The organism is Hymenobacter crusticola (assembly GCF_002154225.1).
GTDB lineage: Bacteria > Bacteroidota > Bacteroidia > Cytophagales > Hymenobacteraceae > Hymenobacter > Hymenobacter crusticola.
The window spans coordinates 229,826-253,936 of sequence record NZ_MTSE01000008.1 but is presented as its reverse complement, the minus strand read 5'-3'; the positions used below and the strand labels follow the sequence as shown (position 1 = coordinate 253,936).

At 56.6% G+C, this 24,111-nt stretch carries 17 protein-coding genes and 1 tRNA gene; 7 read left to right on the top strand and 11 right to left on the bottom strand.

What is annotated here, in order from left to right:
- Positions 1-591: 591 nt before the first annotated feature.
- Positions 592-663: transfer RNA gene (locus BXP70_RS16770), tRNA-Glu, on the bottom strand.
- Positions 664-1,041: 378 nt separating this feature from the next.
- Here BXP70_RS16770 and gap point away from each other — a divergent pair.
- From gap to BXP70_RS16755, 3 genes are all read left to right on the top strand, one after another.
- Entirely contained in the window at positions 1,042-2,049 is a 1,008-nt protein-coding gene (gene gap, locus BXP70_RS16765) for a type I glyceraldehyde-3-phosphate dehydrogenase (RefSeq protein ID WP_086595254.1), read from the top strand.
- Between the two features lie 103 nt (positions 2,050-2,152).
- Positions 2,153-3,028, top strand: a complete 876-nt coding sequence (locus tag BXP70_RS16760; protein WP_086595253.1) for a diacylglycerol/lipid kinase family protein — start codon at positions 2,153-2,155, stop codon at positions 3,026-3,028.
- A gap of 113 nt (positions 3,029-3,141) precedes the next feature.
- Positions 3,142-3,483 (top strand): translation initiation factor, encoded by a 342-nt coding sequence (locus tag BXP70_RS16755; protein WP_179197722.1) that lies wholly within the window; start codon positions 3,142-3,144, stop codon positions 3,481-3,483.
- A 24-nt stretch (positions 3,484-3,507) separates the two neighbouring features.
- Here BXP70_RS16755 and kdsB read toward each other — a convergent pair whose 3' ends face one another.
- Positions 3,508-4,272, bottom strand: coding sequence for a 3-deoxy-manno-octulosonate cytidylyltransferase (gene kdsB, locus BXP70_RS16750; protein WP_086595251.1), 765 nt, complete (start codon positions 4,270-4,272; stop codon positions 3,508-3,510).
- Positions 4,273-4,499: 227 nt separating this feature from the next.
- On the opposite strand from kdsB, the gene BXP70_RS16745 reads away from it, so the two are divergent.
- Entirely contained in the window at positions 4,500-5,522 is a 1,023-nt protein-coding gene (locus tag BXP70_RS16745) for a LysM peptidoglycan-binding domain-containing protein (protein ID WP_179197721.1), read from the top strand.
- 102 nt (positions 5,523-5,624) lie between these two features.
- Positions 5,625-6,392, top strand: a complete 768-nt coding sequence (locus BXP70_RS16740) for a TIGR02757 family protein (RefSeq protein WP_245849659.1) — start codon at positions 5,625-5,627, stop codon at positions 6,390-6,392.
- Positions 6,393-6,485: 93 nt separating this feature from the next.
- On the opposite strand, the gene BXP70_RS16735 is transcribed toward BXP70_RS16740, so the two are convergent.
- From BXP70_RS16735 to BXP70_RS16720, 4 genes are all read right to left on the bottom strand, one after another.
- Positions 6,486-8,084: a peptidase dimerization domain-containing protein gene (locus BXP70_RS16735; protein WP_086595268.1), complete on the bottom strand. Its 1,599-nt coding sequence runs from the start codon at positions 8,082-8,084 to the stop codon at positions 6,486-6,488.
- A gap of 338 nt (positions 8,085-8,422) precedes the next feature.
- The gene (locus BXP70_RS16730) at positions 8,423-10,966 is read right to left on the bottom strand and encodes a zinc-dependent metalloprotease (RefSeq protein WP_086595248.1); all 2,544 of its coding nucleotides are present in this window, start codon (positions 10,964-10,966) and stop codon (positions 8,423-8,425) included.
- A gap of 197 nt (positions 10,967-11,163) precedes the next feature.
- Entirely contained in the window at positions 11,164-12,618 is a 1,455-nt protein-coding gene (locus BXP70_RS16725) for a RagB/SusD family nutrient uptake outer membrane protein (RefSeq protein WP_086595247.1), read from the bottom strand.
- A 93-nt stretch (positions 12,619-12,711) separates the two neighbouring features.
- Positions 12,712-15,870, bottom strand: coding sequence for a SusC/RagA family TonB-linked outer membrane protein (locus BXP70_RS16720; protein WP_086595246.1), 3,159 nt, complete (start codon positions 15,868-15,870; stop codon positions 12,712-12,714).
- 937 nt (positions 15,871-16,807) lie between these two features.
- Here BXP70_RS16720 and BXP70_RS16715 point away from each other — a divergent pair.
- Positions 16,808-19,225, top strand: a complete 2,418-nt coding sequence (locus BXP70_RS16715) for an endonuclease MutS2 (RefSeq protein WP_086595245.1) — start codon at positions 16,808-16,810, stop codon at positions 19,223-19,225.
- 170 nt (positions 19,226-19,395) lie between these two features.
- Here BXP70_RS16715 and BXP70_RS16710 read toward each other — a convergent pair whose 3' ends face one another.
- From BXP70_RS16710 to BXP70_RS16695, 4 genes are all read right to left on the bottom strand, one after another.
- Positions 19,396-19,893 (bottom strand): GNAT family N-acetyltransferase, encoded by a 498-nt coding sequence (locus tag BXP70_RS16710; protein ID WP_086595244.1) that lies wholly within the window; start codon positions 19,891-19,893, stop codon positions 19,396-19,398.
- 75 nt (positions 19,894-19,968) lie between these two features.
- Positions 19,969-20,529, bottom strand: a complete 561-nt coding sequence (locus BXP70_RS16705) for an ArsI/CadI family heavy metal resistance metalloenzyme (protein ID WP_086595243.1) — start codon at positions 20,527-20,529, stop codon at positions 19,969-19,971.
- A 30-nt stretch (positions 20,530-20,559) separates the two neighbouring features.
- The gene (locus BXP70_RS16700; protein ID WP_086595242.1) at positions 20,560-20,910 is read right to left on the bottom strand and encodes an ArsR/SmtB family transcription factor; all 351 of its coding nucleotides are present in this window, start codon (positions 20,908-20,910) and stop codon (positions 20,560-20,562) included.
- A gap of 217 nt (positions 20,911-21,127) precedes the next feature.
- A complete protein-coding gene (locus BXP70_RS16695; protein ID WP_086595241.1) occupies positions 21,128-21,418 on the bottom strand; it encodes a YciI family protein in 291 nt (96 codons plus the stop codon).
- 172 nt (positions 21,419-21,590) lie between these two features.
- Here BXP70_RS16695 and BXP70_RS16690 point away from each other — a divergent pair, with 172 nt between their 5' ends.
- Positions 21,591-22,685: a glycoside hydrolase family 43 protein gene (locus BXP70_RS16690; protein ID WP_086595240.1), complete on the top strand. Its 1,095-nt coding sequence runs from the start codon at positions 21,591-21,593 to the stop codon at positions 22,683-22,685.
- A 133-nt stretch (positions 22,686-22,818) separates the two neighbouring features.
- On the opposite strand, the gene BXP70_RS16685 is transcribed toward BXP70_RS16690, so the two are convergent.
- Positions 22,819-23,922 (bottom strand): LacI family DNA-binding transcriptional regulator, encoded by a 1,104-nt coding sequence (locus tag BXP70_RS16685; RefSeq protein WP_086595239.1) that lies wholly within the window; start codon positions 23,920-23,922, stop codon positions 22,819-22,821.
- Positions 23,923-24,111: the final 189 nt, after the last annotated feature.

Genomic DNA, 24,111 nt, shown 5'->3' with positions numbered 1-24,111 from the left:
GTAAGCGGCGGTGCAGCAGCAGGTGCTGGGCGCGCTGCATGCGTTGCGTCACCACCCGAAACTCCCTTAGTCGCTTCAGCGAACTGCGCTGGGTCTTGTAGGTGAGTTCACTGATTTCGCCACTGCTGTAGCGCTGCTCCAGCTTCTGGGCGAAGTAGTCGCACAGGTTCGACTTGTTGAGGCGGCTGTAGTACTCGCGCAGAAACGCCTCGATCGTGGGCTCCAGTTCGTGCAGTCGCCACTTGACGAAGATTTCGTTGGCCAGGGCCTTGCCGGCGATCAGGTTGATATCGGCGACATCCTTATCACCACATCGACGAGGCTTAGCTTCTCTCGTGTCGAAATCTCAGAACATCGTTGGCCAATAGATGTCGAGTTCCATTTTCTTCGAAACCCGATTGATCAGGATCTGCAGATACACCAGGGAGGTGCCGTCTTTCCGGTTAGTCGCTCCAGATGGGTAGTCCGTCTTCAATTTTATTTTGGCGGAGTAACTCATTAGCGTGGGAAACGCGTAAAACGAAGAAACCGCTTCCGCAGTCTTTTGCAGGCTGCGGAAGCGGTTTCTTTTGCTCAAAACGAGGGTTTCTGTAGTCCGTAGGGGAATCGAACCCCTGTTGGTAGAATGAAAATCTACTGTCCTAACCCCTAGACGAACGGACCATTTTGTTCTGTTATTGTCGTCCCTTGTTCGTTTTGATGGTGCAAAGATAGAACTGCGAACTTTCACCGCAATACCTAGCCCTAAAAAAAATCACTCATTTGCAGAAAGAGGCTGAGGTTCAAGGAGAAATTTTTTAGTACTATGATGACACAGCCCTTACAAACAGGTGCAACAGGGCGCCGAATACCTTAAACTCTCGCTTGAATTGATCCAACCGAATCAATCCAGTTGGTCAGTTGTTATATCTCTAATTATCGGGCGACCTAAGGCGAGGAATTCGCTAAGACTTACTCTGATTTGGCGAAGTTACCCCATCCTTATACCTTAGCCCCGCGTTTTCATCCGGCTCTTTGGAGCCGCCAAACCAATTTCCTAATATGGCTAAAATTAAAGTTGCCATCAACGGCTTCGGCCGCATCGGTCGCCTCACCTTCAAGTCGCTGCTCGGGCGCGACAATGTAGAAGTGGTGGCTATCAACGACCTCACGGATAATAAGACACTGGCTCACCTACTGAAGTACGACTCGGTACACGGCCGTTTCGACGGAACGGTAACGTACGACGAGGAAAGCCTAACGGTAAATGGCCAGCGCATTCATGCTCTTGCCGAGCGCGATCCTAAGCTCCTCCCCTGGGGTTCAATGGGCATTGACGTAGTCCTCGAGTCGACGGGCCGCTTTGTGGACGAAGCGGGCGCCGGTCAGCACATCACAGCGGGCGCGAAGAAAGTGGTAATTTCGGCTCCTGCTACCGGCAACATTCCCACAGTTGTGCTGGGCGTAAACGAAGATATCCTGACCGGCGACGAGACCATCATCTCGAACGCTAGCTGCACCACCAACTGCTTGGCCCCCATGGCGAAAGTACTGGACGAGGTGTTTGGCATTGAGAAGGGCTACATCACGACGGTGCATGCCTATACTTCTGACCAGAACCTGCAGGATGCTCCTCACAAGGACTTGCGTCGTGCTCGCGCTGCCGCTTACAGCATTATCCCAACCAGCACTGGCGCTGCAAAAGCGGTAGGCTTGGTGTTGCCCGAGCTAAAAGGCAAGCTAGATGGTTTGGCCATGCGTGTTCCTGTGCCCGATGGCTCGATGACTGACTTGACCGTAATCCTGAAAAAGGAAGTTACGAAGGAGCAAATCAATGACGCCTTGAAGCAAGCTGCTGAAGGTCCGTTGAAAGGCATCATCGAGTACACCACCGATCCGCTGGTGAGCATCGATATCGTGGGCAACCCCCACTCGTGCATTTTCGACTCGGCCCTCACTTCGGCGAATGGTACCCTGGCGAAAGTAATTGGCTGGTACGATAACGAAACTGGCTACAGCACGCGCACAGCTGACCTCATCCAGAAACTGGGTGAGAAGATGGCTTCGTAAGCTAGGTGCTCTTCCCTCTTAGAAAGCCTGCCCATCTTCGGGTGGGCTTTCTTTTTAATGGGTTACCGCAGCTTTCCAGCTTAACTCCTTCTATCAGTAGCTTATGCCTAGGCTTCGCATCTGCTTTATTCTAAATCCCAACTCCGGCACAAACCGGCGGCAGGATGTGCCGGCGCTCATCACCCAGCACCTCGACCACGATAAAGTTGCGTCCACCATCTACCGGACGCAGTACGCAGGCCACGCGGAGGAGCTTGCTCGCCAAGCGGCAGCCGAAGGGTATCGGGTGGTGGTAGCCGTGGGCGGCGATGGTACGGTGAACGAAGTAGGGCGGGGCTTGCTAGGCACTGCAGCGGCTTTGGGCATTGTCCCGCGGGGTTCTGGCAATGGGCTTGCTCGTCATCTGCGCGTGCCCTTGGCCTTGCCAGCGGCTATCCGACGCTTCAATGCGCCAGATTTTCAGCGTATCGACGTCGGCGACATCAACGGCCATCCGTTTTTTTGCACGGCCGGCCTAGGGTTCGATGCGCACGTGAGCAAGTGCTTTGCGGCAGCTGGCACCCGGGGGCTAGCTACGTACGTGCAGGTAGCTTTGCGCGAGTACCGCACCTTTCGGCCGACGCCTATTCAGGTTACATTTGGAGAGAAAGAACTTGATACCAACTGCTACATCCTGGCTTTTGCCAATGCAGCGCAGTACGGCAACAACGCATACATCGCCCCGCTAGCCGACATTCGGGATGGTTTGCTCGACTTGGTGCTCATTGATGCCCTTCCGCTCTGGCGAGCCGTGCGCGTGGGCCTCGGCCTAGCCCTCGGCGACCTGCCCAAGTCGGGTGCCGCTGATTTCCATACGGCCCGCCAAGTGCACGTACAAACCGCTACTCCCCTCGGCTTTCACGTCGACGGCGACTATGTGGGCGAAGCCTCCGCTTTCAAAGTTGACCTGACGCCCCTAGCTTTGGAAGTAGCTACATAAGCGCAACCAAGTACTTGCGTAACGAAGTACTGATGTTCATCGACCTACCCTGTTACGTAATCACTCAGCTACTTCCTACTCAATTACTCCGTTATTCAGTTACTCTTTTGCACATGAAAAATCGTAGCGGCCGGGAAGGCGTGGTGTATTCCACCAACCCGGATTTTGAATATCAGCAGCAAGGCGAAACCGAATCCGAAACGCTGCCTCCCAAACAACAAAACTTGCGCGTACAGCTGGACAAGAAGGCACGCGGTGGCAAGCAGGTAACCCTTATTACGGGGTTTGTGGGCCGGGATGCGGATCTGCAAAGCCTAGGTAAAACCCTGAAAACCAAGTGCGGCGTCGGTGGTAACGCGAAAGACGGTGAAATCTTGATTCAGGGGGACTTTCGGGACAAAGCCTTGGCCGTGTTGCTGGACCTGGGGTACAAAGCAAAGAAGGCTGGGGGCTAAGTAGCACCGACGACAAAAGCTGCGTTACGCATGAGCCTGGCTTTGCAAGAATTGTAAGGCCCGCGCTACATCGTCGGGCGTGTCGATACCGATGGTTTCGAGGTTGGTTTCCGTTGTTTGGATGCGAAAGCCATGCTCCAGCCAACGTAGCTGCTCCAGCGACTCGGCTATTTCTAGAGGCGACGGCGCCAAGCGGGTTATCTGCTCCAGAATATCGGGGCGGTACGCGTAGAGGCCGATGTGACGCAGGTAGCGGTGGTGCGCCAGCCACTGCTCCGGCGCGTGTTGGCGCTGGTAAGGCAATGGGTGACGGCTGAAGTATAAGGCTTGTCCGCGCTGATCAATGACGACCTTGGGCAGGTGCGGGCTGCGCAGCTCCTCCTCCGTGAGAACGGGTTTCACGAGCGTAGCAATCTGGGGCGGCGGCGTGGCAGCGAACAGCTGCACCAGCGCGTCGATCTGGGCGGGCTGCACGAAAGGTTCGTCACCCTGGATGTTAATGACGCAATCTACCTCGGCACCTAGGTCCAGCTTCTGGTACGCCTCAAACACTCGGTCGGTGCCGCTGGGGTGATCGGGCGAGGTCAGGATAACTTCGCCTCCGAAGCTGAGCACGTGCCGGTAGATGCGCTCATCGTCGGTGGCCACCACCACGCGGCTGAGCGACGATTTTTGCGCCTGCGCCACCACGCGCTGGATGATGGACTGACCACCTAGGTCGATGAGGGGTTTGCCGGGTAAACGGGAGGAGGCGTAGCGGGCCGGAATGATGCCGAGGGCGTTGAGCATAATAGAGCAAGACGAAAATCGTTTTGCAAAAAACCGAAATTTCCGTGATGCCAGCCGAGCCCGTGGCAGAAATAGCTATTTTATTGTACTTCTGCCCCGCCCGAAGGGCCTGCGAATCATTCTGGGCTAGGATTATTTTTTATCTTTCCGCCTACTTTTTCCCGTCTTCCGCGCGGGGCCTAGCCCCGGCTGCCTGGCTTCTGCGCGCTTCCTGCGCACCTTTTTCTATGACTCGTTTTTTAGTGCTGGTTACCGCGTCTTTTTTCGCTGGTTTTGCCGCGTTGGCCGCGCCTCGGCCCTTTGCTCCGATTGACTCTATCGGGGTTGTGTACCAAAACAATAAAATGCTCATCAAGCACCGGGTGAAAGCCGGTGAAACGCTCTATGGTATTTCGCGCCGCTACAAGGTGCCCGTTGACCAAATCGTAGCCGCCAATCCGAAAGTGCAAGGCTCCCTGTTTTCGGGGCAACTCGTGCTGGTGCCACGCACGCGTGTGGTGCTCACTGCCCCCACGCCCGCCTCTGCTGCTCCCCGACCAGCCCCGGCAACTCGTCCCGCTGCTGCTCCGACGGCCCCCAAACCGACCGCGCCTGCTAGTGCAGCTGGCTTACAAGCAGATGCTCGCGGCAATCAGGTGTATGTTGTAGAAAAGGGACAAACCTTGTTCTCCACGGCTCGTCGCTTTAATATGGCACCCGCCGAGCTAGCTCGCCTCAACCAACTACCAACGGATTATGGCGTGCGCGTAGGGCAAAGCCTGATTATCGTGCCCGCTGGCGGTGCGGCACCTAGCACCAAACCTACCGCAGAGCCTGCCGTAACCACCGCCCCCAAACCTAGCCCCGCCCCTACCACTCCGGCCATTACCTTGCCGGAACGGCCCGAGGAAAACGACCGCGATAAAGAAGCCACCCCCGACGCGGCTACGTCCCCCTCCCCTAACCCCGAAGACCGCACGCCCGAACGGGCCAGCGAAGTGGTGCACCGGGTGCGCGAAAATGGCCTAGCCGCCACCATCGAAGGCGCCGTGACAGACAAGTACCTGGCCTTGCACAAAACGGCGCCGGTGGGCACCATTATGCAGGTCCGCAACATCATGAACGGCCAATCGGTGTACGTGCGCGTGATCGGCCAACTACCCGACACGGGCGAAAACAGCAGCATCTTGGTCCGCCTCTCCCCACGCGCCGTGCAGCGCCTCTCCATGCCGAATAGCCGCTTCCGCGTCGAAACGTCGTATGTACCGTAAGAAGAAGCTAGGCGCGCGAAGCTAGGAGCTAGCCACCGAATGACTTTGTGCTCCTGTCTTTCTACTCCTAGCTCCTACCTTCTCACTTCTATTTTCTTTTTATTGAATACCGCTCAGCTTCGTCAGTTTCTCGACGATCATTACGACCGCTACGATCAGCCGGCTTTTATTGCGAATGATCCTATCAGCATTCCGCATCGCTTTACCCAGCGGCAGGATATTGAAATCAGTGGCTTGTTTGCCGCCTTGTTAGCGTGGGGCCAGCGCAAAACCATTATCAGTAAGTGCACGGAATTGATGCGCCGCATGGACGATGCACCGTATCAATTTATTACCCAGCACACCGATGAGGAGTTGAAAGGCTTGCTGGGGTTTTGCCACCGCACGTTCTGCGACACCGATTTGCTGTACTTCGTGCACTGGCTGCGTTGGTTTTACCAAAGCCACAGCACGTTAGAAGACGGTTTTTTGATCGGAGATACGCAGCGGGAGCGGCTGGAGAATTTCCATCAGCTCTTCTTCAGCCTGCCCGATGCACCGCAGCGCACGCGCAAACACGTAGCCACGCCCGCTCGCGGCTCGGCGTGCAAGCGCGTGAATATGTACCTGCGTTGGATGGTGCGCCAAGACACGCGCGGCGTGGATTTCGGCCTCTGGACTCGTCTGCCGATGGCTGACCTTGTTTGCCCCTGCGACGTGCACGTGGAGCGCGTGGCCCGCCGCCTAGGTCTGATGACGCGCAAACTCGTGGATTGGCAAGCAGCCGAGGAGCTTACCGCGCACCTGCGCGCCTTCGACCCCACTGACCCGGTGAAGTATGACTTCGCGCTGTTTGGGCTAGGTGTCGAGGAAAAGCATGGGGCTTTTTAATCTGCTACTGAGTGAAAACAGAGAGGCCCCGGTTCTGCCAGCAGAACCGGGGCCTTCTTGTAGTTGGCGACTGGAAGTAACCCTAGCGACTCCCTAGTTACCGCCCGTGGTGGTTTGGCTGGTAGCAGCTGGGCGCACGGTTGGGTACTTGATACCTAGCTGCTCTAAGTACGTTTTATACTTCGCCGGATTGTAGTAATACTTCTTCATCTCGGGCCGGAATTCGGCCATGATCTTCTTATTCAACTCTACAGCCGGCTTGTCGGTTTTGGAGACGAAGGGCGTGTACTTGGTATCCTTGGTTTGCACGTCGTTGAAGTACGCCCAGGCATTCTTGATGATTTCCGGTTTCACGAGCAGATCCAGCAAGGTCATGGCCTCGGCTTTAGCGCCGGCCGTTACACCTTTGTGGGCAATGGGGGTGGCCATGGAAATGGCATTGGACCAGTGATGACCGGGCAAACCAGGAATGTTGGAAGGATAGCGCAGCACGATGGTGGGCACGTTCCAAGAAATGTCGGCAATGTCGTCGGAGCCACCACCAATGGAGTTGTTGTCCGGTTTGCTCAGACTGTCCAACTTCATCGCGAGGCCATCAATGGGCCGGCCACGCCGGTCGGTTTTGGGTGCTTTCATCTCCACTTGCGTGGCGCGGGCTAGGGTCTGGTCTTCGGGTGACCAGGCAGGCAGCCCCACCAATTTGATGTTTTCGTACATGGTTTCGGCCATGGGCTTGTTCATGTGCCCCGGCCAGGCACTACCTAGCACCTCGTACGTCATTTCGGTGTTGGTCATCATGGTAGCTCCTTGCGCCATTTTGATGGCGTCTTGGTACATCTCCATGATCTTGGGGTAGGTTCGGTCGCGGAAGTAGTACCACACCGCTGCTTTGGAGGGCACCACGTTGGGCTGGTCGCCGCCGTCGGGGATGACGTAGTGCGAGCGTTGCGTGACCTCCATGTGCTCGCGGTGGAAGTTCCAGGCCACGTCCATGAGCTCCACGGCGTCGAGGGCGCTGCGCCCCCGCCACGGAGCACCAGCCGAGTGCGCCGCCTGCCCGCTGAAATTGAACTTCACGGATACCATGCCGTTGCCGCCCACGTCGCCGTACGACGTACCTAGGTTGTCGCCTACGTGGGTGAAGATGCAGGCATCTACGTTCTTGAAGTATCCATCGCGCACAAAATAGGCCTTACTACCTAGCTGTTCCTCCGCAACCCCCGGCCACAGCACTAGCGTGCCCGGAATTTTCTCGCGCTGCATGATCTTCTTGAGCGCTAGCACGGCCGTGATATTCAGCGGCTCGCCCGAGTTGTGGCCTTCGCCGTGCCCTGGCGCCCCCTCAATAATAGGGTCGTGGTAGGCCACGCCGGGCTTTTGCGACGCCTTCGGAATGCAGTCGATGTCGCTGCCAATGGCAATAACTGGCTTGCCCGAACCCCATTTAGCCATCCACGCCGTGGGCATACCGGCAATGCCCTGCTCAATGGTGAAGCCGTTTTTCTTCAGAATGTCGGTCAGATAACGCGAGGTTTCGGTTTCTTGGAAACCTAGCTCCCCAAAGCTGAACACCATATCCACCATCTCCTGCGTCGACTTTTGTTGTTTGTCGATTTCGGCAACCATCTCTTTCTTAAGCGCCTCCAGCTTGGCCGGCGAGATAGTAGTTTGGGCGGCGGCCTGGGTAGGCATTAGCGCGCTAACAAAGCCCGCTGAAGCTAGCACTAGGCCAGCCCGACGAAACAAATGCGGTAGTTTTCTTTTCATGAGCGTAGTGGTTGGTTGAAGTGAAAAGAAGGTTGCTCGGTAGCGCGAAGCGCTGGCTTCGTGCCTCGTGCACAGTGGTACCTAGGGTTGGTTGTTGCAACGGCATCATTGCGCTCTAGCGCGAAGCTTCAGCTTCGTACATCGTCAATGAACCTAGCATAGCTAGGCGCCTCGTCAGCGACACGTGAAGCTTGTGCTTCACGTGTCGTCACAGCGGGTTCCCCTTCAATGACACAGGAAGCCGGGGCTTTGCGCTACAAGCCCTAATAAGCAAAATCGTCGTTGAGGAAGTCCATGCCGGGCATACCGATGGGCGCGCCGGGAGGCATCACCGAGGCGGCGGGCGTCAGGAATTTCTCCGGCTCTTCACGGTACTTGCCAATCTGAGAAAGGCCGAACAGCAGATTAGCTTTTTGCCGGGGTTCAGCTTTCGCCACGGCCGAGTTCATCCACTGCTGAAGGTCGTCCACTTTTAGCAAGGCCTCGCCCCGCACGCTGGGCGAGGCTTTTTCGTTGGCGGCTAGGGCTAGCAAATACTTCAGCGTGAGGTTATTCACTACCGCTTGTATCTCGCCGTTGTAGCCAGCCGCCAGCGGAGTTTTCCACGTCTTATCCAGCAGCTTGTCGACCACGGGCATAAAGCCGGGCTGGGCCGCGTCGCGGGCGTGGTACTCAACCAGGCGGGCGGCCCGCTCCGGATTCAGGATGGAGGAAATCGTTTCGTTTGCCGCCGACTCGGCCGCGGCCATTGGGTCGAACGTCGGGCCGGTGTAGCCGCTGAACGTTTCGAGGCCACCGGGGAAGCCTGATGGGCGCGGCGGAATCTTCTGAATCAGCTTCTCAGGCAGAGCTAGGGCTTGCGGCGACACGGTCGCCATCAGGGCATCGAAGGCCTTCCACTGCTCGGTGGGGTCCACCATGCGGGTGATGGTCTGGCCATCGTTCTTCACTGCATGGGTGAAATACAAGCCGCCCAGCGACTTGGCTGTGGCTTCGATTTGGTAGCGGTGCAGTAGGTAGATGGGCACTAATACTTCCTCTAGCGTGGCCATTGGCATATCCTTCTGGATGGCCGCTTCCGAGAAGTTGTCGAGCACGTGGCGGCGCACCGTCATGAGCTTGTTGAGCTGCACCACCGCGTTGTCGCCGTCGTCCCACTGGTGGGAGTTGGGGTGCACGTAGCCGCCAATGTCGGGAATGAAAATGTGGCCCTGCTTCAGGGTTTCTGCCATGATTTTATCCAGCGCCTCATCCTCGTTCGTGCCCTTCGAGAAATCCTGGTAACCCCACGTAATGGCGCGCTTATCCCAGCTGCCGATGCCGGTGGCGTAGGCATCCGATACGTCTACTACCCCATTCTTGAGTTCGAAGCGCGGGAATGGGTAGTCCATCACCGAGCCTCGGTCGTGGGTACTGGAGGTGAAGTTGTGGTAGAGCCCGAGGGTATGGCCAATTTCGTGGGCTGAGAGCTGCCGGATGCGAGCCAGCGCCATCTTCTCCATCTTGTCGGTCGTCGCCTTGCCATCGTGGTAAGGTTGCAGCAGCCCTTCGGCAATGAGGTAATCCTGGCGGTGACGGTCGGAACCTAGGGTCACGACGCCCTTGATGATTTCGCCCGTGCGCGGGTCGATGTACGAAGAGCCATACGAAAAAGCCCGCGGGCTACCGGAGCGGTTCACCCAGTTCACCACGTTGTAGCGAATGTCCATGGGGTCCGCGCCAGCAGGCAGCTCCTTTACTTGGAAGGCATTTTTATATCCGGCCGCTTCGAATGCCTGATTCCACCAGGAGCCGCCCTCGATGAGCGCTTTCTTGATTTGTTCCGGCGCGCCGCGGTCCACGTAGTACACAATCGGCTCGACCGGCTCGCTCATCGCAGCCTTTGGGTTTTTCTTTTCTAGTCGGTGCCGGCGCGTGTAGCGCTTGGTGAGCTGCTCCGTCATGGGCGCCGAGAAGTCCATGTAGGTGAACTGGTTGAAGCCCGAGCGCGGGTCAAACTTGCGCGGCTTGTACTTGTCGTCGGGCAGCTCCACAAACGACTGGTGCATGTTCACCGTCACCGCGTTGGGGTCGGGCGCAATGTCGGAGCCGCCCCCGAAGAAGCCGCGCCCGGCGCCCGTTGGGCCGCCGGTGAAGGTGATGATGGCTTCAAACTCGGTGTTTTTGGGGAAGTTCTTGGTGTTTTCCAGGTACACCGCCGAGCGTGACTCATCGAAGCGGTACGGCGTGCTGGCGCCACCACCGCCGGCTCTGCCGCCCCCTACGCCGGGCCCAGCGTAGCTAGGGGTACCGAGTCGGTCCCCAATTTTTTGACTATCGCGTACCAGGAAAGGGGTCATATCCAGCAGCACTTTGTCGCCTTCTACGGCGGCGGGGTTGAAGCCCCAAATCACCGATTTAGCAAAGGCGTTTTCTACGGCGTGCTGCTCATCCACATTTTTCGACATGGCCCGGTAGCTGTACACGGGCTCTACCAAGAATACTTTGGAGCCAACCCGTTCAAACTTTGCAATGGCCGAAGACGCCTGACCTCGCTCCGGCCCGCCCGATCCGACGCCGTTGGTGAGCGAGCCGAAATACAGGAATTCTTTGCCTAGCTTATCGACCTCTAGGTAAATTTTGCCGCTTTTCTCATCGTAATAAAAGGGGAAATAGCCATCGAATTTCTTCATGCCTTGCGTGACCGATGAGATGGATGCGGCAGGCTTAGCTTCGGCTCGGGGGGCGGGATTGGCAGGGGTGTTTTGGGCGACAGAAATCTGGCTGAAGGCCAACATTCCCACCAGTAAGGGTCGAGTTACTCTCATAGATGATCGGGCGTGCGGGTTTGGTATTGGTACTGATTTGCGATTTTAGCTGAAGAGACACAACTGAGTGTCGCTCAGTTGCGGAGGTTATTTATTGAGGGCTGTTCAAAGCGAGGTAGTCGGCTGCGCTGACCTTCGATTCAAGGACGGAACACAGCCAGGATGTCTACACGGCGGCCCGACGACCTAGCTCGTTTTTACAACTCCTTGTTCGAAGAAATCTCCGCGTTCGGAATCGGGAAGATATACTCTGGCTGGCTCGATGTAATGGACGGGGCTGTACCCTTGCTCGGAATCGGCAACATGTTGCGCAGCAAGTCGTTGGAGCGAAATCCTTCGCCAAGCAGCTCTATCCGGCGCTCCACCCAAATGGCATTGGTCAGGGCCGTGGCCGAACTGGTTGTGGCCGCCGGGAACGTGTAGCCGCTATCCGAGCGCTGGTGCACGGCGGTGAGCACGGCGGTGGCTTTGGCTAGGTCGGGAGTGCTTTGACGAGCGAGGGCCTCGGCGTAGTTCAGCAGCACCTCCGAGTAGCGAATTACGGGTACGTAGTCGAGGTAAGGGTTGGCTTTGCGGTATTTCATCAAGTACATCGTGGTACCGGAGGCACGCAGCATGGTGCGGCGGCTGTCGCCCGTGCGCCACTGCGCATTACCTAGGATGCCCGTTGCGTTCAGGTTGTACTCCTGATTCAGGTTATACTCGTAGCCCAGCGAGCTTTGACCGCTGATGTTGTCTAGCTCCGTCATGGGCATAGAGAAGATCGACTCGGTGGTGGTATAGCTGGAAGTGAAAACGGTATTGATATCAGCTTGCAGCTGGTGCGCTACGCCGGTAGCAGCTTTGTAAGGCGTGGCATCCGACACCACTTTCTTAGCCTCCGTTACCACTTTGTCGAACTGTCCCATGTTCAGGTACACCCGCGTCTTGAGGGCAATAGCCGTGTTGCGGTGGGCCCGCGTCGTGTTGAGAAGATCCGACGAGTACTTGAGCGGCAGGGCGGCTTCTGCGTCGTCTAGGTCTTTGATAATTTGGGCATATACCTGCGCCACTGTGCTGCGAGCTAGGTTGTTGTTGGCCGGCGACGCCTCCCCTTTCATCCGCAAGGGCACGCCGGGCGAAGCGCCCTGGTTTTTCACGTAAGGCTGCCCGTAGAAGGAAATAAGGCTGAAGTAGCATAGGGCCCGCACAAACTTGGCCTCGCCCACGTACTGCGCCGTGGTAGCGGCATCCACCACGTTGGGGTGCGCGGCCAGCCCGTCAATCACCAGATTAGTTAGGTTAATGGTGGCGTAGGCGCTGCTCCAGGTCGTGAGGGCGTCGTTGGAGCCGGAGTTAATGGTGTGGTTCCAGGCGTCGTAGCCGGTGAATACGTTTTGGAGGCGGTTAATGAATTCTTCGCCCCGGATGTCGCTCAGCATCGGGAAACGCCCCCCGAAGAAGTTTCCCACTTTCAGCCCGGCGTACATGCCATTTACCTGCCCTAGCACCCGCTCTGGGGTATCAAACAGGAAGGTGCCCTGCAAGGACGTCTGCGGCACCGGGTTCATGATGTCCTTTTCGTCGCAGGCCGTAAGACCTAGGCCAACGGTAAGCACCAAGCACGCTAGGCTCGCCTTAACTACTTTTGCTGTAGAAGTATGGATGTTCATTGCTCTCTGAGTTCTGCTAAGTGATTTGTACCTCTGTCTCAGGCCATTGCTCCGGCCGGGCACCTAGGGCACCAGGCCAGGAAGGCGTCCGGCCTAGAAGCCCACGTTCACGCCGAAAGTGAAGGTGCGGCCCTGCGGAATGGAGTTCTTGTCCACCCCAGGCGTGAGGTTGCTGTTGCCATTCGACGAGATATCCGGGTCCGTGCCGGAGTACTTTGTAATCAGGAAGGCATTGAACACCTGCGTGTACACGCGCACCGAACTGATGCCCGACTTGGCGCCGAACAGCTGCACCGGCACGCGGTACCCTAGCGAAGCCGTTTGCAAACGGATATAGTCGGCTTTTTCCACGTTCTCCGAAATCGGGAACGACGAGCCATTGGAGAGCAAGTCGCCGTACACCACGCGCGGAATGTCCGTTTTTTGGCCCGGCGTCGTCCAGCGGTCGAGTACTTCGGTGGTGTTGTTCCAAAAGCGCTGGTCGCGCCAAGTGCCCTTCGAGCCGTTCATCACGTAGTTGCCGCCCGAGTAGGTGAAGTTTACCCCTAGGTCGAAGTTGCCGTAGCGGAAGGTGTTGTTGAAACCGCCGTAGAATTTTGGCAGCGCATTGCCGAGCAATTGGTAGTCGCTCACGCTGATAGCGGGCGCGGCCGAGCCATCGAGGTAGGTCCAGCGGCTTTGGCCCGAGGGCACGGCGTGGTTGTACTGTACGCGCTGGCCTTCCCGGTTGATGAAGATGCGCTGCCCATTTTCGGGGTTCACGCCGTCGGTTTTGGCGCCGTAGAGGCTCCCTACCGAGTAGCCCACGCGGGTGATGTTGGAGGTTTCGGCCGTGGCGCTGGTGGTGCCCACAATCTCGGTTCCTTCGCCGTACAGCGCCGTTACTTGGTTTTTGTTGAAGGTGTAGTTGAAGTTGGTATTCCAGCTAAACTTGCCGCTTTCCAGCACATTGGCCGTTACGCCCACCTCAAAACCCCGGTTGTACATCGAGCCCACGTTCATGAGCATGGCGTTGTTTGGAATGCCTTTGGAGGGCGACTGCGGCACGTTCAGGATGAGGCCATCCACGTTGTTGCGGTAGTAGGTCAGGTCGAGTTGTATCCGGTCGTTGAACAAGCCAATGTCGGCGCCCACGTTAGTTTGCTTGCCGGTTTCCCACCCTAGGTCGGGGTTGCCGCCCTGCGAGAAGGCCCACGTAGCGGCCGAGCCATACAGGCCTGAGTTATACAAAGAGAGCGAGCCGTACCAGTTGGTGAGGTTGGCATTGCCGATCTTGCCCCAGCTAGCACGCAGCTTCAGGCCCGTCATCACCTGGGCCAGCGACGAATTGCGGTAGAAATTCTCTTCCGCCAGCGACCAGCCCCCCGATACGCCGCCAAAGTTGCCGTACTTCTTGCCCGCACCTAGGGCCGAGTTGCCGTCGCGCCGGAAGTTTACTGTTAGGAAGTACTTCTTGTCGTAGTCGTAGGTGAAGCGGCCAAAGACCGATACCAAAGCCCGCTCGTTCAAGGCGTTATTGGCCGGTATGATCGTCCCGTAACTACCCTGAAAGTCGTTGAAGAAAATATCCGCCGAGTTGGAGCGTGTAGCGCCCCACGCGGCATTGTCAAACTTTTGGCGGTCGTAGCCAGCTAGTAAGCCGATGCTGTGCTTGCTGGCTACCGTCAGGTTATAGGTGAGGGTGTTGGTGAAATCCCAGTTGTTGGCCGCGATGCTTGTGTTGGTCGCGTTGCCGCTCGGATAGCCGGGCCCGTGCACCCCACTTTGGAAAGTCACGTTCTCAATCTTCAGCCGGTCGACGCCGTAGCTTATCCGGTAGTTCAACCCCTTCACGGGGTGAAAATCGGCGGCGAAGGTCCCCAAAATGTGGTCGTTTTCCGAGGTGTACTTATTTAAGTCAAGCATCGGCACCGGATTGTAGAAGTTGCTCGACACCTGGTTGTTACCCATACCTAGGGTGTTGGCCGTGCTCAGGTTGTAGGAGCCATCGGGGTTGTACACGGGCACGTTGGGCGCCGAGAGCCACGCCAGCCGCGCCGAGCCTACCAAGCCGAACGCATTGCCTTCCAACGACCCCGTGTTGGGCGAGGCGTTCAGGGTGTTGTTGTAGTTCGCGTTAGCCGTTAGGGTCAGCCACGAGGTGAGCTTGTGGTCCACGTTGAAGCGGACGGCTTTGCGGCTGAACTCGTTGGTTTTCAGAATCCCGCGCTGCTTGCTGTAGTTGGTCGAAAAGTAATACTTGGTCGACTCGGAGCCCCCCGAAACGCTTAGGCTGTGGTTTTGGGAGAAGCCAGTTTGGTATACTTCCTTATACCAATCTGTATCGACTAGCGAGCCATCGGCGTTGTACATGGGGAAGAACAGCTCCGACGCCACACTGGCATTATTCGCATTGCCCGACAAAATCTTCGAGTTCAGCACGGCCTCGTTCTTAATCATCATGAACTGCTCCGCGTTGAGCATTTTGGGTAGGCGCACGGCCCGGGTCACGCCGGCCCAGCCTTCGTAGGTCACCTTGGGCTTGCCAGCCTTGCCGCTTTTGGTCGTAATCAGGATAACGCCAGCCGCCGCACGCGAACCGTAGATAGAAGTTGATGCGGCATCTTTCAGCACATCAATCGATTCAATATCAGCGGGGTTAATATCACCTAGGGGGTTGTTGGCCACTGTGCTGCTCCCCGCCACGTTGCCCGTGTTGATTGGCACTCCATCGACTACTACCAGCGGATAAGAGCTGAGCGAAATGGAGTTGACGCCCCGAATACGAATAACGGGTGGGTTGTTTAGTACCCCGTTGGGCTGCCCAATGCTTACGCCCGTTGCCTTGCCCGCCAGGCCCTGGTCGAAGCTCTGCACAGGCAAGTCCTTCACGGCGTCGCCCTTCACACGAGCGGCCGAGCCCGTAAATTCTTCCTTGGTTTGGGTCCCGTAGCCTACTACCACTACATCAGCAAGTTGCTTGGTATCAGCGCCCATTTTTACGCTGATACTCGAGCGACCATTCACGGGTACTTCTTGCGAACTGTAGCCGATAAACGAGAAAACCAGCGTACTGGTAGGCGCACATTCCATAGTGAAGGTGCCATCAGCGCTGGTTGTCATGCCTTGGGAAGTGCCTTTCACAAGCACCGTGACGCCAGGCAAGGGAGAATTCTCACCTTCTGTCACTTTTCCGCTAACTTTTTGGGTTTGCGCAAGCGCCACGGACAGCGTACAAAGGCAAACGAAAAGTAAGAGTACTACTTTTTTCATGCGTTGGGCTTTAGAATGAAGTGGGGATAGTTCTGAATTCTGTAGGCAGTAGCGTACCGTTCCCGCTGCCTAGGCGCTGCGGGACTACCTACAAGTCAATTAGTTATTGAATAGAAAACACCTCTTCTTTTGCGGTAGCTTGCCGTTCCGAATGGTCAGTGAGCTTCACTGGGAAGGCAAGCGGCCGTAGACACGCATTGCTGGTGCCTTTGGCTAAATAGGTGGTAGCAGAAGAGGATAAGGAGCGCCGGGAACGCCCGGCCGCAGCCGCGCCATTATGGGGCAACTACACGGGCGTACTGAGGTAATGCGCGGGAATTGGCAGAGACAGAACGAGGAACTCTGGGGATGGCAACTTCTAGCGTGGGAATTGGTAGAAGGCGGCGCGGTCAAGAAGTCGAAAGCTAGCTTCTACTGAAAGCAACTGAAAGGCAGTAGCAAGCAGTATTTTTATTATTCTTTCAACTAATTCTCCTCAATTATATAAATACGGTTACTTCAATGCAAATATTTTGCAAACAATTCATAAAAATAATCACTTTGCTGTGAAACTGTTCAGTTACAAACTCGTAGCTAGGTCGCTCTATTTGGCAAGCTCGTTAGTGGGCTACTCAGCCACGTAAAACGGCCAGGCGAAGGCGCGCTGCTCTTTTGTCTTTGATGAGCGTCCGGTATCCGTCTTATTTCAACTCTGTTTTCTTAGAGAAGAAAGTCGAGCTGGAGCGGCAAGGAGTTTCTAATGCAAAAGCCTAGGTACTCCCTCGGCTTTTTTGCTAACTCCTGCTTCCTAGCGTTGGCGTGCTGATGCTGGCGTTCGATGAGCTTTCCACTAAAATCAGACAATTCATAGTAATATAGTAGTACGAGCGAATCTTCTGGCGCTCCTAACTGTTTACTTTTACAAGGCTTTTTTGATCCTAATACCGAATAACCAATCTTGATTCTACCTCAGAATTTTGAGTCTAAAATAGGCTTTTCGCAACTGCGAGAAATGCTGGAGTCGTTGTGCCTGAGTGCCCTAGGTCGCCAGTTCGTGGGCAAGATGCAGTTCCAGACCAAGCACGACCAGCTCCAGAAGCTTCTTCAGCAAACGGACGAATTCCGCGTGCTATTGAACTCTGGCGCCGACTTTCCGAGCCAGCACTACCACGACGTACACCCCTACCTGGTGCGCGCCAACTTGCCCGGTGCTTTCCTTGATGTGCCCGCGTTCTTTGCCGTGAAGATGTCGCTCCGGACCATCCGGCAGGCGTTGCTGTTCTTCACCCAGGCCGAGGAAAGCCTCTATCCCACCCTGCGCCTGCTCGGCATTGGGGTGCAGGTGGACCGTAACTTGCTGGCGGCGCTGGATAAAGTGGTCGATGACGAAGGCCAGGTACGCGAAAATGCCTCGCCGTTCTTATCGCACCTGCGCCAGGAGCTAATTACCCGCCAAGGGCAACTTCGCAAGCAAATTGCGGGGGTGCTGCGCCATGCTCGTGAGCAGGGGTGGGTGCCTGAGGGTGCCGAACCAACGATCCGCGGCGGCCGCTTGGTACTGCCCGTCATTGCCGAGCACAAGCGCCGGGTGCGTGGTCTGATTCACGATGAATCGGCTTCGGGCCAGACGGTGTTCATTGAGCCGGAAGCGGTTTTTGAGCTGAACAATGACATTAAGGACCTTGAGAATGCCTACCAGCGCGAGCTGATCCGCATCCTGACGGCCCTCACCGACCAACTACGCCCGCACATTCCGGATTTGCGCAAGGCGTATCAATACCTAGGTCTGCTGGATTTCATCCGGGCCAAAGCGCTGCTTGCCCAGCGTCTGGAAGCGACGTTGCCGGTGCTGCATGCACGCCCCTTGGTGCAGTGGAAACAGGTGCGGCACCCGCTGCTTTACCTCACATTCAAGGAGCAGAAAGACAACCCGCGCGACGTGGTTCCGCTTGATATGGAGTTGAACCCCGACCAGCGTATCCTGCTCATCTCGGGGCCGAACGCCGGGGGTAAATCGGTGGCGATGAAAACGGTGGGCTTGGTGCAATACATGCTGCAATGCGGCCTGCTCATTCCGGCCGGCGAAAGCTCGGAAGCCGGTATGTTCGAAGATATTTTCCTCGACATCGGCGACGAGCAAAGCCTGGAAAATGACCTGAGTACGTACTCATCGCACTTGCTGAGCATGAAGCAGTTTCTGCTGTTTGCCGGCAAGCGCAGCCTCGTGCTGATCGACGAATTTGGTACTGGTACTGAGCCAGTGCTAGGGGGCGCCATTGCGGAGGCCGTGCTGAACCAGTTCAACCAGGCCCGTAGCTTCGGCGTCATTACCACGCACTACACCAACCTGAAGAACTTTGCCGAGCGTTCGCAAGGCATCGTGAACGGCGCCATGCGCTACGACCCTGAGCAGTTGCAGCCACTCTACCGCTTGGAAATCGGCAAGCCTGGTTCGTCATTCGCCATCGAAATTGCCCGCAAAATTGGTTTACCCAAGCAGATTGTGGAACAGGCCACTCGCCTTGTGGGCAAGGATAAGATTCGCTACGACCAGCTCCTGGAAGGCCTAGAGAAAGAAAAAACCGACCTAGAGCAGCGCACCGCCGAAGCCGCCAAGCAAGAGCGCCGCCTGAAGAAGGCCGCCCAGGACTACCAAGACCTGAAGCGCCATCTGGAAGACACGCAGCTGGAAGTACTGCGCGAGGCCAAGCAGAAGGCGAAAACCTTGCTCAAGGACACGAACCAGCAGATCGAAGCAACCATTGCCGAAATCCGCCGCAACCAAGCCGACAAGGAGCAAACCAAGCAGGCCCGCGAGCAGCTCGATACGTTTGTGCGCGAAAAGCTGCAAATAGAGCCACCAAAGCCGCGCCCAACCCGCGAAGCTGCCGACGCCACCAACCTAAAAGCGGGCGATAAAGTGGCGCTACTAGGACAAGACGGCTACGGCGAAATTGCCAGCCTGAAAGGCAAAACCGCTGAGGTTATGTTCGGTGGCATGAAGACGCTGGTGAAGGTAAATCAGCTTGAAAAACTCAGCCGCGCCGAAGTGAAGGAGCGGGAGAAGAAAGCAGAGAAATCTGTTTACGCTACCGCCGGTTCCGGCCTCGACCTGACCGGCCGCATGGCGGACTTCAGCCCCACCCTCGACCTTCGCGGTGAGCGGGCCGAAGATGCCCTGCAAAAGTTGATGGCGTTTGTAGACGATGCCGTTATGTTTGGCTTGCCGGAGCTCAAAATCCTGCACGGCCGTGGCAATGGAGTGCTGCGCCAAGTGGTGCGCGACTACCTCCGCTCGGTGCGCACCATCGCCAGCGTCGGCGACGAGCACGCCGACCGCGGCGGCGACGGGGTAACCCTCGCTGTACTGAAGTAAACTGTTCTTGTAATGCTAAAAGGCCCCTTGCTTCATCAGCAAGGGGCCTTTTTCTTTGGCTATTCAGTTCAGGCGTGCTGGCAGCGAAGCCAGAGAGCCAGCACTTTAACTACGAGACCAACCATCCCAGTAAAGGCTTATCAAGACCCATTCGTCAAGAAAACGCGGGATTACGACAGGCCCACTACTGAGCTGCGGCGTTCTAGCAGCACCGTATCGCGCCACACGCCGTGCAGCTTGCCGATCCGCTCGCGGTAGCCGACAGTGCGGAAACCTAGGCCTTCGTGCAGCTTGAGGCTAGGTATGTTTTCGGGAAAGATGCCGGCTTGTAGCGTCCACATACCCTCGGCTTCCGCTTCGGTGATGAGCACGCCCAACAATTGCCGCCCCACCCCTTGCCCATGCGCCTCGGTGGCTACGTACACGCTCACTTCTGCCACGCCCCCGTACACGCACCGCCCCGATACCGGCGACAGCGCCGCCCAGCCTAGCACCCGACCAGCATCGTCGGTAGCGACCAAGCGGCTATGCGACAGGTGCCCTTGGTCCCACGCCTCCCAGGTCGGGGCTTCAGTCTGGAAAGTAGCGTTGCCGGTAGCTAGGCCGGCTTCGTAAATGGCTTTGGCCTCGGGCCAATGCGCTGCGGTGAAGGGCTGGATGGTAGGCATTAAGCACTGAAGGTTAGAAGCAAGCCTAAGATATGCAGCTTGCCTTAGCTCCTATTGTTTATACGTAGTCAATACCTAGCAGCACCCACCGCCGGGGCTGCAAGCAGGGCCACTTTCGGCGCTGGTGGTGGCGAGCGTGAAGGCCATGGGCGCAGTGGTCAGCACTTCGGCAGAGGCTTCCTGCGCGGCGGGCGCAATGCAACACTGGCTGCTGGCTTGCTGATACTCAGCCTCGTAACGCGGATCGTTGAATTCGGCGTCTTCGTGGAAGTAATATACCTCCCACTCTACCCCGTCGGGGTCGTTTACCCAAAACTTGTCTTGCTTGGCGTAGCAGCAAGCCGTGCCCATCTCTTCACGTTGCACCAGGCCCGCTTTGCGCGCCACCGCCAGGCGCTGATTGAGTTGCTCCAGCGTCTCTACCTGAAAACCTAGGTGCCCGAAGTTGCTGGCTACGCGCGCGGAGTTCTCCACGAATGAGATAATTAACGAGGGCTCATCGAGGACATACTTGGCGTAGCCGCGCCGGATTTTGGCGGCCGGCTGCCCGAAAAAAGCCGTGTAGAAGTTGACCGTGGCGGTTAGGTCGGAGACGTACAAAGAGACGTGCATCCGGGGGAAAACGGGAGTTTCCATAGGGTACAAAAGCAAAGGTGGAAGGAATAGCTAGCAAGCGCAGGCATCGCCAGGGCCACAAACCGGACCGACGGTAGCTTCCGCGAAAAAGCCAGCAAACTGCTGCTGCACTTGCCGTAGCAGCTCCGTATTGAGGCAGTAGCAGACGGTGAGCCCGTCAATCTCACCCCGAATCAGATCAAGAGCTTTTAGCTCCTGCAGGTGCTGCGTAACGGTGGTGCGCGAAAGAGGCAGTTCGGCAGCGATATCGCCGGAGATGCAGGTCATTTTGCTGGCGAGCAGTTGAATAATGGCAACTCGCGCCGGATGCGCAAGCGCTTTAGCTACCCGGGCAAGTTGCTGCTGCTCCTGGGTAAAAGCAGTGGTTTTGGCGTACGTCATAAGCAAATAACTCTACTATGACGTAAACATACGACATACTCTGACGTATGTTTACGTCATACGCCCTGTTTTTTTACAGAACGACTATAGCATCCCTCGCTTCTTTGCTCTTCTACTTGCTAGCTATTCGCTGCTGGTTGTACTCTGATAAACACCAGGAGCTAGGTTCTGGCAGTACTCCAGGACCTAGCTCCTGGTCTTGAAAGCAGCTAAGTACTTACACGGCCGCTTGCCGGAAGGGTTTGATTTCCACCTTCTCCCACACCCGTTGCAGGACGTACGGGTCCTGCTCTTTCCAGGCGTTGAGGGTTTCGAGGCTTTCAAATTGCACCACCATCATGGAGCCAATCATCTGCCCGTCGTCGTTGAGGATAGCGCCGCCAAACAGCAAGTTGCCGGTTTGCCGGAGCTGGTGGGCGCCTTCCAAGTGGGAAGCCCGCGCTTCTAGGCGGCGCGCCAAGGCACCCGCATCGGTGTAGTCGTAGGCAGTAATCAAGTATTGATTCATGATGAGAGAAGCTAGGTAAGGCGAATGGCACGTACCTGGTTTTGAAAGTTGAGCGTAAGTTGTACTAGAATGTTTCGGCTAGTTTAACGGCTCCCGGCCGCATTTTGTCGTTGCGGAGAAAATACTTTGTGGGTGTGAGGAAGTTTCACAAACGATTGTGTTAATTGGCCCCATGAAAATCACTCGTAGTCGAACGAAGCTAACTGCCGCGCCCATCGGTCTGGTAGCAGCCCTGCTCATCACTCCGCTGCTTGCCCCTACTGCCCTAGGTCAGCAGACAGTCACCCCAGCTCCCACCGAACAAAAACCGGTAGCCCTGCCCGTCAGCGGCGGCAACCCCATCATCACCCATAAATACACCGCCGACCCGGCTGCGATGGTGAAAGATGGTACCGTATACCTCTACGCGGGCCACGATGAAGCGCCGGCCCCGCAGGAACGCTACGTGATGCACGAGTGGCTGTGCTTTTCTTCCCAAGACATGGTGCATTGGACCGAGCATCCCTCGCCTCTTAATGTGAAGGACTTTGCCTGGGCCAAAGACGACGCCTGGGCCTCACAGGTGATTGAGCGCAACGGCAAATACTACTGGTACGCGGCCGTGGAGCACGGCACCATCAAAGGCAAGGCTATCGGGGTAGCCGTGTCTGACAGTCCCACGGGTCCTTTCAAAGATGCACGTGGGTCGGCCCTGATTACCAACGACATGACCACGGAAGCGAAGATCAGCTGGGATGATATCGACCCTACCGTTTACATCGATGGCAACAACCAGGCGTACTTGTTCTGGGGCAATACCATCTGTTACTACGCCAAGCTCAAGCCCAACATGACGGAGCTCGACGGCCCCATCAAGAAGGTAGAAGGCCTGAAGAACTTCACCGAAGCACCCTGGATCCACAAGCACGACGGCTGGTATTACCTATCGTACGCTTATCAATTCCCGGAAAAAATGGCTTACGCCATGAGTCGTAACTTGGAAGGACCGTGGGAATACAAAGGCATTTTGAATGAAATAGCCGGCAACTCCAACACCAACCACCAAGCCATTATTGACTTCAAAGGCCAATCCTACATCATCTACCACAACGGCGGCGTACCCACGGCAGGCAGCAGCTACCGCCGCTCCGTGTGCATCGACTACCTCTACTACAACAAGGACGGCACGCTGAAGCGGGTGGTAATGACCTCGGAGGGCGTGAAACCAGCTAAGCAGGGCACCCCAGCCGCCGCCCCGAAAGCCAAATCTACTTCCAGCGGAAATTAGGCACTACCTAGCCCTGCAAACACAAGCAACGAAAACTCCAACGTCTGCGGCAGCAATAGGCGTTGGGGTTTTCGTTGCTTGTGTTTGCAGGCTATGATCTGGCGTTTAGCGCCCAGGCGCTAAAAAAGCTAGCCTAACTGTGCTGCTCCACGGCCGCTTTCTTTTTCGGACTGGCACCCGTAGCAGGTGTGTGCAGGGAAGATCCGCGAACAAACAGCTCGGGCTGCAACACCACCTGGCGCTGCGAAAAAGGCGTTCCTTTCGACTCCACTAGCTCCAGAAACAGCCGCACGGCAGCCTGCCCCATCTCCTCGCACCGCTGATCGACGGAGGTGAGCATGGGCTCGGTGATGGAAGTGAAGGCCTCGTTGCTGAAGCCCGCCAGCGCCACATCTTCGGGTACGCGCAGCCCTTGGCTTTTCAAGTATTGCAGAGCCCCCAGAATGGAAGAGTCGCCGGCGGCAAACACAGCATCGGGTGGATTGGGCAATGCCAGCAGACGAGCCATTTCCTCGGCTCCTTGCTCTTGCGACATGTCAAAGTAGGCAATCAATTCCTCATCCGGCGCAATACTGTAGCTCTGTAGGGCGTCGAGGTAGCCTTGGCGACGGGTTTGGTAAATATTAAGATGCTGAGGGCCCGTAAAGTGAGCAATGCGCCGGCACCCTTGCTCCAGCAGATGCCGCGTGGATTGGTAGGCCCCGGCCCGGTCGTTGAGCACGACGGCGTTTACGTCATCCCCCGTCATCACCCGGTCGAAGAACACGAGTGGAATACCGCGCCGACGCACCTTATCGAAGTGACGAAAATCGTTGGTAGTACGCGCCAATGACACTAAAATGCCTGCTACCTGGGCATTTAGCAGCGTATCAATATTATGACGCTCTTGCGCCGCATCTTCGTTCGACTGGCACATCACCACGCTGTAGCCGGCCTTGCGCGCTACAGTTTCGATGCCGTGAACGACGGAAGGGAAAAACCGCCCCTCGATGTAGGGCACCACAACGCCCAGCAATTTACTCTTGCCCTTGCGCAAAGCTGCCGCCAGGTGGTTGGGTTGGTAATTCAGCTTTTTGGCCAGCTTTTGCACCTTTAGCTTCGTGGCCGGGCCAATGCTGTGATGGTCACTTAAAGCGCGGGAAATGGTCGTCATCGACACACCTAGCTCCCTGGCCAAGTCGGCCATAGAAACGGGGCTACTTACTATTTCCTTGTCTTTTTTCGTTCGTGAAGCCATGGGGGTATACTACTCGTAAGCGGTTAGCGCGAGTGCGCTAAAAGGATTATGCCGATATGGATTAGCGCTTATCAAATGTTTGTGCGGGGCAATAACAAGAAGAAAGCAAGCCACTGCTCCCCTTCTACGCTGTTGCTGTTTACGCGGCTACTAGTACCTAGGCTGGTTTATCGACTCGAATGGAAGCTA